Origin of the sequence: Prosthecobacter sp., from assembly GCF_044222345.1 — a bacterium.
Lineage (GTDB): Bacteria > Verrucomicrobiota > Verrucomicrobiia > Verrucomicrobiales > Verrucomicrobiaceae > Prosthecobacter.
Genome location: NZ_JBGANL010000017.1, coordinates 71,637 through 85,439 on the forward strand (window position 1 = coordinate 71,637; position 13,803 = coordinate 85,439).

Consider the following 13,803-nt stretch of genomic DNA (forward strand, 5'->3'; position numbering starts at 1 on the left):
CACCGCCATGAACGATTCCCCCCCCAAAGCCAAGCTCAGCCCCTGGACCATCTGGGTGCCCGTCATCATCGCCGTCCTCGGCCTCGTCGTCTTTTACAACTACCTCATCTACCGCTCACGCATCGACAATGACGTGAACCGCCCCGCGATCCTTGGCCGCCTCGAAAAAGACCTCGAACTCACCGAGCGCAGCGGCAAGACCGTCCATCTCGAAGACTTGAAGGGCAAGGTCCTCGTCATCTCCTGGGTCTTCACCCGCTGCCCCCGCGGCTGCGCTGCCGTCATCGCCAAGCTCAAGAACCTCCAGGCAGAATTCGCCAACGAGCCCGGCCTTCAGTTCGTCAGCTTCACCCTCGACGCCGACGACACCCCGGAAATGATGAAAAAATTCGCCGACGGCCTCGGCATCAAGGAAGACGCCAACTGGTGGTTCGTGAACGGCGAGAAAGACGCCGTCCGCAAGTTCATGACCAGCCAGGCCCAGTTCCGCCCCGTGCAGGACATGCCCGAGGCCGACCGCCTTTCCCCGGATGACAAATACATCCACGACCTCCGCGTCGCCGTCATCGACCACCTCGGTCACGTTCGCAGTCTGGCGGACATCCTGAATCCCGACCCCGAATTCGCCAAATTCTGGGACGAAAAGCTGCGCAAAGACCTGCACTACCTCCTCAACGAACAGAAAAAGACCCCCTACGTACCCGCAGCCTCGAAATAAGTCATGGACGTCACCGAACTCCCCAAGCTCTACACGATTTTCAACGGCTGCGCCCTGCTGCACATCATCCTCGGCCTGACGATGATCAAGCTCGGCCACAAGAAGCCGCACATCGTCAGCATGATCATCGCGCTGCTCTTCTCCACCGCCTTCCTCGGCTGCTACCTCTATTATCATTACCACGCAGGCCACGTGAAGTTCGCCGGCACCGGCCTCACCCGTCCGGTCTACTTCACCATCCTCTTCACGCATATCCCGCTGGCCATCCTCAGCCTCCCGATGATCATCATGACCGTCGTCCCTGCCCTGCGCAGCCGCTTCGACAAACACAAGCGCGTCGCCAAATGGACCGTCCCCGTCTGGCTCTACGTCTCGGTCACCGGCATCATCGTCTACCTGATGTGCTACGTCTGGTATGGCCCGCCCATCCGCGCATAACAGGTTGAGAAGCAGATGCCATGTGGGCGGAGTCACCGAAGCGGATCGGTGATAAGAAGGGCGTGCCGAAACGACCCTGAACACGGCCAGGCAAACTCTCCAAAGCGCCCGGCTCCAGAGGTGTCTGCAGCACGCCATCACCTCCTGGCGATGGGCGGCAGCTTATCCGCCAGCCGTGAACGCAGATCCTTCAGCACCTCCGCATGCTGCGGATCATGCACGAGGTTCGTGTACTCCTGCGGATCCTTGTCGTGATCATACAGCTCGATGCCGTTCCGGCCTTCATCCCACTCCGTGCAGCGCCAGCGCGCAGTGCGGATCGTGCGCCCCCAGAATTCAGCATTCGCACCTCGTCGCGCCTGCGTAAAAGCCTCCGCATGCACGGACGCCGCCGGGTCATTCAACAACGGGCGCAGACTCAGCCCTTGCACCTGTTTGGGCGCAGGCACTCCGCAGAGCTCACACAAGGTGGGATAGACATCCAGCAGTTCCACGAGGCCCTGGCTCTGCCGCCCGCCCGTCTTCATGCCGGGTGTGTGCAGGATGAAGGGCACGCGTGCGCATTCTTCAAACAGGCTGCGTTTGTGCCATAACCCATGCTCGCCCAGATGCCAGCCGTGATCGCTGGTGAAAAGAATGATCGTGTTGTCATCCAGCCCCATCTCCTTGATCGCGTCCAGCAATCGTCCTGCCTGCGCATCCACGTAGCTCAGGCAGGCCAGGTACGCGCGGATCGCGGCACGGCGTTGCTCGGGCGTGGCGGTCAGCGCATACCCCGGCACGGCTCCATTGCGCGCTGGCGCAGGGATGTCAGCCTCATCGTCAGCAGGCGCTTCAGGCAGCGTGATGCTCTCCGGCGGATACATGTCAAAATACTTCGCCGGAGCCACCAGCGGGAGGTGGGGCCGATGAAATCCGACCGCGAGAAAGAACGGTTTGTCTTTGTCGCGCCTCCCGAGCCATTCGATGGCCGTTTTGGCGAAGTTCCCATCCACCAGTTGATCATCATCACCCGGGATTTCCTGCCATCCAAGCCCCTGCTTCTTGCCAGTCTTCACCTTGACGCTGCTTTCCCGCTTCGGCGGGTACGGCAGCTCGCTTTTGAACGGCGTGCCAAAGTCCCACGCCTGCGGATCGTCCATGCTTTCAAGCCCGGTGGGCACTCCGAGATGGAAAATTTTACCGCAGCGCGCCGTGGCATAGCCGTTGTTGCGGAAGTGACGCGGCAGCGTCAGCACCTCGGGAATGTTCGTGTACAGATTGTCCTCGTTGTTCGTGACGCGCGTTGTGTTCGGTCGCAGGCCGCTCATCATCGAGGCGCGTGATGGATTGCAGTGCGGAAACTGGCAGTAAGCCCGGCTGAACAGCACGCTGCGCTTCGCCAGCGCATCAAGATTCGGCGTCTTCGCCTGCGGATGACCGTAGCAGCTCAGCGTCGCCGCCAGATCGTCCGCCATGAGCAGCAGTACGTTCGAACGCTTCGTTTCAGCAGAAACGTCCCATGCCGTGCACAGCAGGCATGAAAAAATCAGCAGCAGATGTTTCAAGGCGGGCTGGGGCAGGCGCATGCCTCGCTAAACGCTGCGCTGGCCCCCGCCTATCGGCCTACTTCAGCTCCTTGATCCGCACGTTGCGATACCACACACGCAGCGCCTCGTCCTGAAAAGCGATGTGACCCACGTTCGGCCTGTCAGCCATCTTGATGTCATCCAGGCTAGCATCGATGACCTGCTCCCCATTGAACACCACCTTCACACTCCGCCCTTTGACCGTGATCGTGTACCGGTTCCACTCCCCAGCAGGCTTCACCAAGTTCTTGGATGGGCCGATGCCACCCACGATTCCGCCGCAGTCATGATGCCCCGGTTTTTCGAGACCGTAGGTGTCGAGAATTTGCACCTCAAATCCCGTCTTCACCGGCTCCTTCATGTCGCCCACGCGCATGAACACCCCGCTGTTGCCCTTGGCGTTGATCTTGAATTCCAGGTCCAGCACGAAGTCGCCGTACAGTTTCTCGGTGGCGATGTAGGCATCATACCGCTGCCAGCCCTTCTCGCCCTCACGCGGGTGCAGCGAGACACTGCCATCAGCCTCCACGAGCCAGTTCCCCGTCGTTTTCCAGCCCGCGAGATCCTTGCCATTGAAGAGCGGGACAAAACCCGCCGCATCCGCCGCAGGGTGAAGATCTTCAGCGTGGAGAGAGGCAGCAAGGCAAAGGCAGGCAAAGAGGGAGGCAAGTTTCATGGTGGTCAGCTTCAAACGGTCCTTCTCAGCCGGATAAATCCCCGTTTGACATCACGGCATCCATTTGGAACATATCAACGTATCCTGATACGTTGATCCGTTCCATTTCACCCTAACCTGAACCCACGACACCCACACCTCATGTCCGACTATAAAGTAAAAGACATCGCCCTCGCCGACTTCGGCCGCAAAGAACTCGACATCGCCGAGAGCGAAATGCCCGGCCTCATGGCCACCCGCGAGAAATACGGCCCCAAGAAGCCCCTCGCAGGCGTCCGCATCACCGGCTCCCTGCACATGACCATCCAGACCGGCGTGCTCATTGAGACCCTGAAGGAACTCGGTGCGGATGTCCGCTGGGCCTCCTGCAACATCTTCTCCACTCAGGATCACGCCGCCGCTGGCATCGCCGCCACCGGCACCCCTGTCTTCGCCTGGAAGGGCGAGACCCTCGAAGAATACTGGTGGTGCACCTGGAAGGCCATCATCTTCCCAGGAGACAAAGGCCCGCAGCTCATCGTCGACGACGGTGGCGACGTCACCCTCCTCATCCACAAAGGCTATGAGATGGAAAACGGCGACAAGTGGGTCGACACTCCTTCCGACAACCACGAAGTGAAGGTCATCAAGGACCTCCTCAAGGACATCGCCAAGAACCAGCCCGGCATTTTCCACACGATCGTCAAGGACCTGAAGGGCGTCTCCGAAGAGACCACCACCGGCGTGCATCGCCTCTATGAAATGGCCAAGGCGGGCAAGCTGCTCTTCCCCGCCATCAACGTGAACGACAGCGTCACCAAGTCCAAGTTCGACAACCTCTACGGCTGCCGCGAATCCCTCCTCGACGGCATCAAGCGTGCCACCGACGTCATGATCGCCGGCAAAGTCGGCGTCGTTTGCGGCTACGGCGACGTGGGCAAAGGCTGCGCCGCCGCTCTCCGCGGCATGGGCGCCCAGGTCATCGTCACCGAAATCGACCCCGTCTGCGCCCTCCAGGCCGCCATGGAAGGCTACCGCGTGATGCCGATCGAAGACACCCTCGGCACCGGAGACATCTACGTCACCACCACCGGCAACAAGGACATCATCCGCCTTGAGCACATGGAGAAGATGAAGGACCAGGCCATCGTCTGCAACATCGGCCACTTCGACAACGAAATCCAGGTCGACAAGCTCAACGCCCGCACGGACGTCAAGCGTCTCAACATCAAGCCCCAGGTGGACAAGTACACCTTCCCGGCTGGCAACAGCATCTTCATGCTGGCTGAAGGCCGCCTTGTGAACCTCGGCTGCGCCACCGGCCATCCGAGCTTCGTGATGAGCAACAGCTTCACCAACCAGACCCTCGCTCAGATCGAACTCTGGGAAACCAAGGACACCCGCCCCGTCGGCGTGACCGTGCTTCCAAAGAAGCTCGACGAAGAAGTCGCCCGCCTCCACCTCGCCAAGATCGGTGTGAAGCTCACCGTCCTCTCCAAGGATCAGGCCGACTACATCGGCGTCCCCGTCGAAGGCCCCTACAAGACCGACCACTACCGCTACTAAAGTAGCCCAGTTGCGCCGCAGCTGGCGCAACAACAATTACCCCACCCCAAAACCCAAAGCGCGGACGGTCGAAAGGCCGGCCGCGTTTTGTTTTTCGGATCAATTCGCATGGCAATCTCACCATGGTGAAACAGTGAACCATTTGTTTTTGGCATCCCCCGTCGTAAAGATCCGCGCATGAGTCCAGACCATCTCTCCCAGGACAAACCTCGCCGCCGCATCCTGGCGTTGGATGGCGGCGGCATCCGCGGCGTTTTCACCATTGAGGTGCTTGCGCGCATGGAGGGAATGCTGCGGCAGCACACAGGTAAAAACGATCTGGTGCTGGCGGATCATTTTGACCTCATTTCCGGCACCAGCACGGGGGCTATCATTGCCACCTTCCTCTCTTGGGGAATGCCAGTGGACGCCATCCGCCACCTCTACTCCGAGCAGGCGCAGCGCATGTTCACGCGCGCGCCGTGGTGGCAGTTTCACCGGGGTAAATTTAGCGACATCAACATCGCGGACATGCTGCGCAGCATCTTTGTGGAGGAAGACGGCACGCCCGCGTTGCTCGGCACCTCGCGCCTGAAGACCCTGCTGCTGATCGTGATGCGAAACGCCACCACCAGCTCCGCCTGGCCGCTTTCGAACAACCCCAACGCCCTCTACAACCAGCGCATCAACGCGGACGGCAGCCCCAGCGAGGAGTGCAATCTGAACCTGCCGCTCTGGCAGCTCGTGCGTGCCAGCACGGCTGCGCCCGTCTATTTCCCGCCGGAGAAGATCACCCTCGGCAAGCAGCACTTCGAGTTCTTGGACGGTGGCATCACCGCCTACAACAACCCCGCGCTCATCGCTTACCTGATGGCCACGCAGCCCTGCTACCGCGTGGGCTGGCCCACCGGGGTGGACCGCCTGCACCTCGTCTCCATTGGCACCGGTCAGATCCGTTCACGCTTGAACGCATTCCTGCGCCGCATTCTGGGAAATCTAAGCTTTGCCGCCACCGTGCCATCCGGCCTCATGGACTCCATCTCACGCGAGCAGGACATGCTCTGCCGCACCCTCGGCCGCACGCTCCACGGCGCCCCGATCGACAGCGAGGCCACCGAGATCCACGGTCTGGATCAGTTCAGCTACGTACGCTACAACCGTGAGTTCAGTGGTGCAGAAGTGCTCGCCGCTGAAAAAGCCCACGGCGGCGGCTTCAGCCTCGACAACCTCCGTATGATCCGCTTCCTCACCGAGGAAGGTCAGAAATTCGGCGAGCAGGTGCAGCTCGGTCATATTCTCTGACCGCACCCCTCCCCGCTGGCAGAGCACCCAGGTCAGCGGGTCATCTGCACGATCTTCTGCACCAGCTCCTGCACCTGCGCCCGGGACTGCTTCACAGGGCGCAGCTCGCCGGCGGCATTCAGCTTCAGCCCGGAGAGGGCTTCGCCCAGCTCTGCGAGAACGGGATAAAGCTCAGGCTTGGCGCGGTGCAGCAGCAGACCTTCCACGTTTGCGTTTGTGTCATCGAGATGCGGCTCATGCGTCATGTCCGGTTCTTCCAGATTGCTGTCCCAGCGGAAGAGGCGGTCCGTGAGCGGCTCGCCAGAGGCGCAGTCCCACAGCATGGTCCAGTTGAGCGAGCCGTTCGGCGGCTCCCAATGCAGGCTGCGGGTTAGCAGTGTGGAGCGGTCTGGCGAAAGCATCGCCGCCTCCAGTTGGTCAGCCGCATGCTCTTCGGTGAAGAAGGCAGATTCATCCAGCGGCTTCGCCAGCGGTTTGCCTGAGGCCAGGTCAAAGACCTGATACTCAAAATGCCGTGTGAGCGCCACCACGGCGTCTCCCCGGCCCACCGCCCGCAGGTCTGCCACCAGGCCGCGCAGCGTCTGCTGGTGCGCGCCGTGCTCGGGATCCAGCACGATGTCGCTGCCCATTCCGTTGGCCACCAGCCGGGCTTTGCCATCCTGCAGCACAAAGGCGCTCACCACGCCATCGGCCCTGTCCACGCTGATGCCCGTGGGCTCCTCCTGCGCGCGCACGTTCAAGATCTTGGTGTTCATGCTGCCTTGAAAGACGGTCTCCGGCTCCCCGGTCAGCTTGCGGCTCACATTCACCTGGGTGTCCTCTTCCTCAGTGTAGGCGCTCAGGCGGGCGCGGGGCTCGGCCTTGCCGGCCAGCGCTTGCGCCGGCACCTTGATGGCATGGTGAAACTTGTCACCTGCCTGCAGCATCACACCGCCTTCCGTGCTCGCCTGAATGCTATCCACAGGCTGCTCAAACTTCAGCACGGGCACGCCTGCACCTTGCAGATTGCCAGGCGCTGGCGTGAACCACACCTCCGCATCGTCAGAAGCCGTCACAAAGGTTTCTTCCGTGCCCGGCAGGAGCTGCATGGCGCGTACCGCCGCATGGTGCGGCACCACAGCCACCTGATTTGTGTAAGCCTCATCCTCCGGATTTTGCGGTCGTGTGATGCTCAGCCAGTACGCGTCCCCGCGTGATGAACCCGCCAGGAAGGTGCAGCTCCTTCCTTGCTCATTCTGCTTCTCCGGCGTGAATGACACCGCCGTGAAAACAGCACCCTGATAGTTCGGGTGCCGCCCCGTGGCCACCAGGGTCTCGCCCACCTGCCTGCCGCGACGGAAGTCCCAAATTTGCAGATACTCCGGCTGTCGCCAGCGCTCCACCCCCACGGCCAGCCAGGTGCCGTCCGGAGAAAAGACCATTCGATTGATGTTGCCCACCCAGAAGTCCGCCTCCGCATCGGCCTTGATCCAGTCGCACAGCGGTTTCCCCGCCGCATCCCACACCCGGAAATGGTGCAGTCCTGCGCCGGCATGATTCGACCCCTCATCCGACTCCACATCCTCGCACCACGATACGGCGACCAAGCCGTTAGGCCCTTTGACCACACGGTCAAATTTTCCCGGCTCTTTGTTCTCCGGGTTGGGAGGCGGTGGCGTTACAAAGGCGGGCACTGCGATTTTTTCTTCCTCCTTGGCCGGAGGGGCAGGGGGCGCAGGCACGGCTCCCACCTCCTCACAGATCCACACATCCCGCTGCTGCATGAAGGTCAGCAGGCGGCGTGCAGAGGTGGCATGCGCATGCTCACGCACTGCCCGTGACAGATACGCCAGACCCTCCAGCGCCGTACGCCGCTCCTTCAGCCGGGCGCTTCCCTCACGAAAATAAGCGATGCCCAGTGTGTCTGACAGCTCATGGGATTTCGCCGTCACCTGGTCGCGCTGCGCCTTGGCTTCATTCGCATTGCGCACCGCCAGCACCCCTGCGATCAGCGCCGCCACCGCCAGCCCGCTTACCGCTGTCAGCCAGCGGCGCAGCACCTTGGCGCGCTGCTTCTGTTTTTCGATCTGGTAGGCCTTGTCACGCGCCGTCAGCACTCCCAAGGGAACGCCCAGCACACCGGCCACGATTTTCAGCAGCATCAGGTTTTGCTGCCGCATGTACACATTCACCTGCTCGTTCGCCGCCTTGTCCGGCATCCTGGCGGCCTTCAGCACATCCCGATACGCCGCAGGCGAGGTCCACCCCTGCCCGCCATCATGCAGTCGAAAATCCGCTGCGATGGGCTCCGCCAGTTTTTCAATGAGCTGGCCGTTCTCATCGATCGCGTGCCGCAGCGGTCTCGGAAAGCACTCGCGCTCCATGTTGGTGGCCATGGTCGGCTCGCCATACAGGATGGCTGCCAGGATGCGGTCCTGTTTGCCCAGTTGTTTAAAGCGCAGAATTTCATCCGCCACAAACGTGCTCCGCACGGCGTTTGGCGAGCACAGCACCACCAGGAAGCGGGAGTTCTGCAGCGCCGCTTCGATGGGTGTGGAAAGGCTCGCATCCGCCGGCAGTTCCTCCTCGTCGCGGAACACCGGGAAGATGCGTTCCGGGATCACATCGCCGCGCTGGTTCTTCGTTCCTACCAAATCCGCAGGCACCTCGTAAGTCTCCAGCGTCTGGTGCAGCCAGGTGGCCCATTGGCGGCCTGGCTCCTTGTTGTCCGCATGCCGGTAGCTGATGAAGCACCAGTACTCGCGTTTGAGGCGGTCATTCGCTGTCTCGGCAGACAGGTCTGTTCTTGATGAAGATGCTGGATCAGGCATGAGATGTAAAAAAGGGATGCTGTGCGGACCTCAACGCTTGCTGGAGCTCATGGCATGGCGCCATTCGCGCAGCTCGTCCTGCAGGATGTCCTCGCTGCGCACCACCGCACTGCGGATGGTGGATTCCGTTTCCAGCCCTTCGAGAGCAGAGCGTATGCCGCGCAGGGCTCGCACCATCTGCGGGTAGCGTTGCTTGCGCCGTCCTGCGTCCAACGCGTGGTGCAGGCTGGCCGCCACCCCCGCCGTCAGCGGCAGGGCGATCGGTAGAAATCCCACGGCCAGCCAGGTCATGAAGTGGTATTCCAGCTCCCACCCATCGGGTGCATGCCAGATCTTGCTCAGCTTGTTGAGCACAGAGCTTAGCACAAAGGGCGGCGCCAGTTTTGCACACCAGTCTCCCAGCTTGCCCGTAAAGCTCCACCACCACAGCGTCCCGGGGCTCATCTCGGTGTAGTGGCGTATCTGCCCGTCCGGGTGTGTCTCACTCAGCCGGGTGGAAAGGTAGTGGTCACGCTGCGCCTTCGTGCTCGCGCGCGTGTGATCTGACTGCACCAGCAGCCCCGCACTCAGGGCAAAGCGGTGCCACTCCTCATCACGCCAGGCTGTCGCAGGGTGCAGCGGGTCCACCAGCGGCACGCTCGCACGCAGGCCGCGCACCAGCTCACAGGCAAAGCGGCAGCGTATCCACCGGTCCCGCACGTGGCGGCGGCGCAGGCGGTAGTTCATCCATAAGGCCATGCTCACCAGACCCAGCTCTGTCAGTGAAATGGCCCATTTGTACTTCTCCCACAGCGCCTCCTTGTCCATCACCTTGAAAGTGACCAGCGCCGCCAGGATCGCCGCGACCCCATGAATAAGGATGATGCGCACCAGCGACGGCCGCAGCTTTTTCGCCTCGCTCATCGCAATCTCGTCCAGACGTCGCTGCAGTTCGTTCGATGTCGCAGCCTCCTGTCCACTGACATCCTCGCTGGCCTTCGCGATGTCATTGAGTTCGTCTAAAATCGCATCTCGTTCGATGGCTTCATCAAAGCCCTCGTCCTTCGTGGCTGATCCGTCCAGCGGCAGAATGTGCAGCACCGGAATGCCCATGGCACGCGCTTGGGCCACCACCTCGGCCGTGCCGCCGAGTCCCCGCGCCGGCTTGCCATCCCACACCGCGATGAGCACATCCACCGCATCCAGCATGACCATGGACTGGTTGAAATAGCACTCGGGGCGAGTTGTCTCTCCCTCGACTACGCGCAGGGAATCCCTGCCCGGCAGCATCGCTGCACGGTCGATCTGGGCCTTGGAGCGCGCCCACGCAGCCGGCGTCGAAAAATCTTTCTCAAACTCGCCTGCCACCAGCGGGAGCAGCACGTGCACGGGCAGGTGCAGTTCACGTGCCACCTCAAGGCAGACCACGTCAGTGCCTTCAGCGGCGCTCGCATACAGCTCGATCTCGCCTCCGGTCTCTGCCGCGCGCTGCTGTAGATTTTTCAAAGCGGCAGCCAGGGCGGGGCGGACCGCCTCCTCCGAAAAGTGGGCACGATGTCCGCAAAAGCCAGCCAGATAACGAGTTCTCAGCATACGGTCACAGGAAGCAATCTCCAGGCAGCTTGGCAAGCCCGACCCGTCAGTTTCTCACCTGCCATGAATTTTTATCCTGCAGAATCAATCAGCGCTGCGCACAATTCTCGGCCATGATGATGACGCCCGATCACAAGCTGGCACCGGGTCAGGGTATTCGTTTCATTGCCCGTGACTGGCAATGAGGCTCATTCAATCAGCCACTAGGCAGCGGCAAATTCACCGCACGTCCCTTAAATCAGCCGTGGGTCTTGCGGCCCGCAGGAAGGGGCTTGGGCTTTTCCTTCTTCGGCTTTTTGACTTCCTTTTTGTGAGCGTTGTTGCCTTTGGCCATAATGGTGAGCGTGTTGTTGGGTGCGTAGAGACTGTGGCTGAACTGAATGCATCTTGCAACCCGTGGCTGGCACATTTTGGATTCTGCTGTCAGGAAAGGGGAGATGCCATCGTTGTGTAATGACCGCCGCGATCATCGTCACAACGCTGAGCCAGATTCTCAGCGCCCCCGCCTGGAGCTTCTCTTCACGCCTCGCCAGTTTTCCTGCCACCCAGACCCCACACCTGCGCATAGTGATGTGCCAGGCGCAGCTTCTGGGCCGCTTTCACCGAAATGACGAAGGGGTACAGCGCCGGCTCACCGAGGCTGTGTGAGATCTCGTTAAGCACCGTGGAGAGGCACATCCACCGCTGCAGCCACGCGAGAAATTCACCATCCTCAGCAGGCATGGCAGGCAGCACCGCCGGGAGCGTTCCCGACTCCACCGGCAGGATGACGAGCGGCAGCGCGATGAACTGCACCTGGATGCCCAGGCTCTCACAGGTCTCCAGTCCGTCGATGATCTGCAAATAATGCGCCCAGGTCTCCGCCCAGTCCTCCCACGGATGCGAACAGGCATACGCGGAGATGTAGTTCTGCCCCCAGTCGGCAGGCGCACCGTCTTTGTAATAAGTGCTGAGCGCCGCCGCGTAGTCAGTCCACTCATCCCCGAAACGTTCACGAAACGCCAGCCGCAGCGGATCATCCCATGCCAGTTCCGACAAATTCCGCTGCCACAAGTAGTGCGCACTCTCATGGCGGAAGTGTCCCAGCAAAGTGCGGCTGTTTTCCCCGAGCTGCTGCCGGTTGAACTGCCGGTAGCTGTCATCTGCCTCCTCCAGGTTCACCGTGATCACCCCATTGAGATGGCCCGTCGTCACCGTGGGATTGGCCAGCGTGCTCACGATGTCAAAAGCCAGCCCGTTCTTGGGATCTTCCTTTTTCGAAGGCAGGCCTATCCCCAGGCGCAGCAGCGTGTAAATCAGCCGCCGTTTCGCCATCTCCATGCGCGCCCACAGCATGTGGTTCCGGTCCGCGCTCAGATCGGGGATCGTGCGGTTCATCCGGCACGCCACACAGAGCACCGCCGTGGCGCTGGCCGGCAGCAGCCAGTTGCAGACATTGTGCTTCACGCCGTTCAGACAGCGCTTCATCGTGCTGCCAGGCCGCACACGTTGCATCGCCCCCCGTTGCGGATCATAACCCACATCGCTGCTGCACTTCAGACAGCGCGAGCTGCCGAAGAAAAGCACATTGCCGCACTCACAGGTGAATCGTTGCATGACGTGGGTGTCTCCTCGACGCGGACCGGGCATTTGTCATGCGCTCGTTCACACGGCTGCTCGTCCCTTCAGCGGCGCCCTTGCATCCTTCGCCTTCGGATTCATCGCCGTGATGCTGTTCAGGAAACTGATCGTGACACTGTCTCCGTCAAACTGGCACGTCACCCTGTCGCTGTGCGGTGTCTCATAGTAGCGCCACTGCATCACCAGCGTTTGGTCATCCGTCCACGCCGCGCTCGCGGCGATCTTGGAAGGCAGGGGCTTCTTCGGCATCCCGCCGGAGATCAGACGCGGCGGCGTTCCTGGGAAGGCCGCTTCGCCACGCTGCCAGGACTCAAGCCCGCAGGTGATCGCATGGTCATCGGCGGAAAAGCTGCAGACCCCGTCGCCAAAGCTGAATGCCGCGGTGTTGAGGCCCAGTGCATTGGCCTCCAGCTTGAATTTCTTGCTGATCGCCGCCGGTGAAGTTTTGCTGCCCTGCTGCGGCGCCAGTGCCAGGGTCTTGAGCCTGCCCAGATCAGCCACCTGGGGTGATTTCGCATCGATCGCAGGCAGCAGATGCTTCCACACCAGATCCAGCTGGCCCTGCATGTTTTTGTTCTCGCTCGTCATCACGATCACCGCATCCTGCTCCGGCAAAACAATCGTGAACTGCCCAAAAGCGCCATCGCCACGGAAGGCCGTGCCCTGGCAGCGCCAGAACTGGTAGCCATAGCCCTGCAGCCAGTCGTTCTGCGCCTTGGGCCGGTCCTTCTTGTCTCCGCCCGGCTGCTGAATGTGAAAGCGCGTCGCCTCTTCAATCCACGCGACGGGCAGCAGTTGCCTGCCGTTCCACTGGCCCTTTTGCAGCAGGAACTGACCAAACTTCGCCAGCCCCTCCGTCTGAATGCTCAGCCCCCAGCCGCCCGTGTTGACGCCATGCGGACACGTCTCCCATTTCATGCCCTTGATCCCCAGCGGCGCAAACAAGCGCGGCGTCAGGTAGTCCAGCACCGTTTGATGCGTCACCCGCTGCACGATGGCCGAGCACATGTACGTCGCCGCGCTGTTGTACATGAACTGCGTCCCCGGCTTGTGCGCGATGTTCTGCGCCAGAAACGTCCGCGCCCAGTTCTCTTCTTTGACCATCACGCCCGTCGGCTCCTTCTCATTGCCGGTGGACATCGTCAGCAGATCCTTCACCCGCATCGCCGCCAGGTTCTCGCTGATCGTCGCCGGCAGGTCATCCGCAAAAAACGACACCACCTTGTCCTCCACGCTCAGCTTCCCTTCGGCCACCGCAAAGCCCACCGCCGTGGAGGTGAAGCTCTTGCTCATCGAGTACATCGTGTGCACGAATTCCGGCCCATACGGCTTCCACCACCCTTCCGCAATCACCTTGCCATGCCGCAGCATCATGAAGCTGTGCAGTTCAAACTTCTCCCGCTCGATGGCGTCAATGAAATCAAGAATGCCTGTGGCGGTGACACCCTGCTCCTCCGGCACGCTGCGTGCGAGCTGGAGCGTTGTCTCCTCGGAGAAAGCCCGCGGAATCCACAGGCTGAAGGGTGCAAGGCTGGCGGTGCGAAGAAAGGTGCGGCGTGAGGTGGTCATGCGGAG

At 61.4% G+C, this 13,803-nt stretch carries 10 protein-coding genes; 4 read left to right on the forward strand and 6 right to left on the reverse strand.

The genetic code is table 11. The features are described from left to right. Nucleotides 1–7 precede the first annotated feature (7 nt). Nucleotides 8–718: an SCO family protein gene (locus tag ACILSL_RS11420; RefSeq protein ID WP_395732159.1), complete on the forward strand. Its 711-nt coding sequence runs from the start codon at nucleotides 8–10 to the stop codon at nucleotides 716–718. Between the two features lie 3 nt (nucleotides 719–721). Continuing rightward, complete coding sequence (locus tag ACILSL_RS11425; protein WP_395732160.1) at nucleotides 722–1,156, forward strand: DUF420 domain-containing protein; 435 nt, start codon at nucleotides 722–724, stop codon at nucleotides 1,154–1,156. A 137-nt stretch (nucleotides 1,157–1,293) separates the two neighbouring features. Here the strand turns inward: ACILSL_RS11425 and ACILSL_RS11430 are convergent, their stop codons facing one another. Together ACILSL_RS11430 and ACILSL_RS11435 are read right to left on the reverse strand one after the other, a co-directional pair. Next, a complete protein-coding gene (locus ACILSL_RS11430; protein ID WP_395732161.1) occupies nucleotides 1,294–2,724 on the reverse strand; it encodes a sulfatase in 1,431 nt (476 codons plus the stop codon). A gap of 37 nt (nucleotides 2,725–2,761) precedes the next feature. Further along, on the reverse strand, nucleotides 2,762–3,400 hold the full coding sequence (locus tag ACILSL_RS11435; protein ID WP_395732162.1) for a DUF1080 domain-containing protein: 639 nt from the start codon (nucleotides 3,398–3,400) through the stop codon (nucleotides 2,762–2,764). A 141-nt stretch (nucleotides 3,401–3,541) separates the two neighbouring features. Between ACILSL_RS11435 and ahcY the strand changes: the two genes are divergently transcribed. Together ahcY and ACILSL_RS11445 are read left to right on the forward strand one after the other, a co-directional pair. Further along, complete coding sequence (gene ahcY / locus ACILSL_RS11440) at nucleotides 3,542–4,945, forward strand: adenosylhomocysteinase (RefSeq protein WP_395732163.1); 1,404 nt, start codon at nucleotides 3,542–3,544, stop codon at nucleotides 4,943–4,945. Nucleotides 4,946–5,122: 177 nt separating this feature from the next. After that, entirely contained in the window at nucleotides 5,123–6,226 is a 1,104-nt protein-coding gene (locus ACILSL_RS11445) for a patatin-like phospholipase family protein (protein WP_395732164.1), read from the forward strand. A 32-nt stretch (nucleotides 6,227–6,258) separates the two neighbouring features. Here the strand turns inward: ACILSL_RS11445 and ACILSL_RS11450 are convergent, their stop codons facing one another. The 4 genes from ACILSL_RS11450 to ACILSL_RS11465 form a co-directional block, all read right to left on the reverse strand. After that, entirely contained in the window at nucleotides 6,259–9,036 is a 2,778-nt protein-coding gene (locus ACILSL_RS11450) for a TIR domain-containing protein (RefSeq protein WP_395732165.1), read from the reverse strand. A 30-nt stretch (nucleotides 9,037–9,066) separates the two neighbouring features. Then, a complete protein-coding gene (locus tag ACILSL_RS11455; RefSeq protein ID WP_395732166.1) occupies nucleotides 9,067–10,608 on the reverse strand; it encodes a hypothetical protein in 1,542 nt (513 codons plus the stop codon). Nucleotides 10,609–11,127: 519 nt separating this feature from the next. Beyond that, nucleotides 11,128–12,204, reverse strand: a complete 1,077-nt coding sequence (locus tag ACILSL_RS11460) for a putative zinc-binding metallopeptidase (RefSeq protein ID WP_395732167.1) — start codon at nucleotides 12,202–12,204, stop codon at nucleotides 11,128–11,130. A gap of 48 nt (nucleotides 12,205–12,252) precedes the next feature. Further along, complete coding sequence (locus ACILSL_RS11465; RefSeq protein WP_395732168.1) at nucleotides 12,253–13,797, reverse strand: serine hydrolase domain-containing protein; 1,545 nt, start codon at nucleotides 13,795–13,797, stop codon at nucleotides 12,253–12,255. Nucleotides 13,798–13,803: the final 6 nt, after the last annotated feature.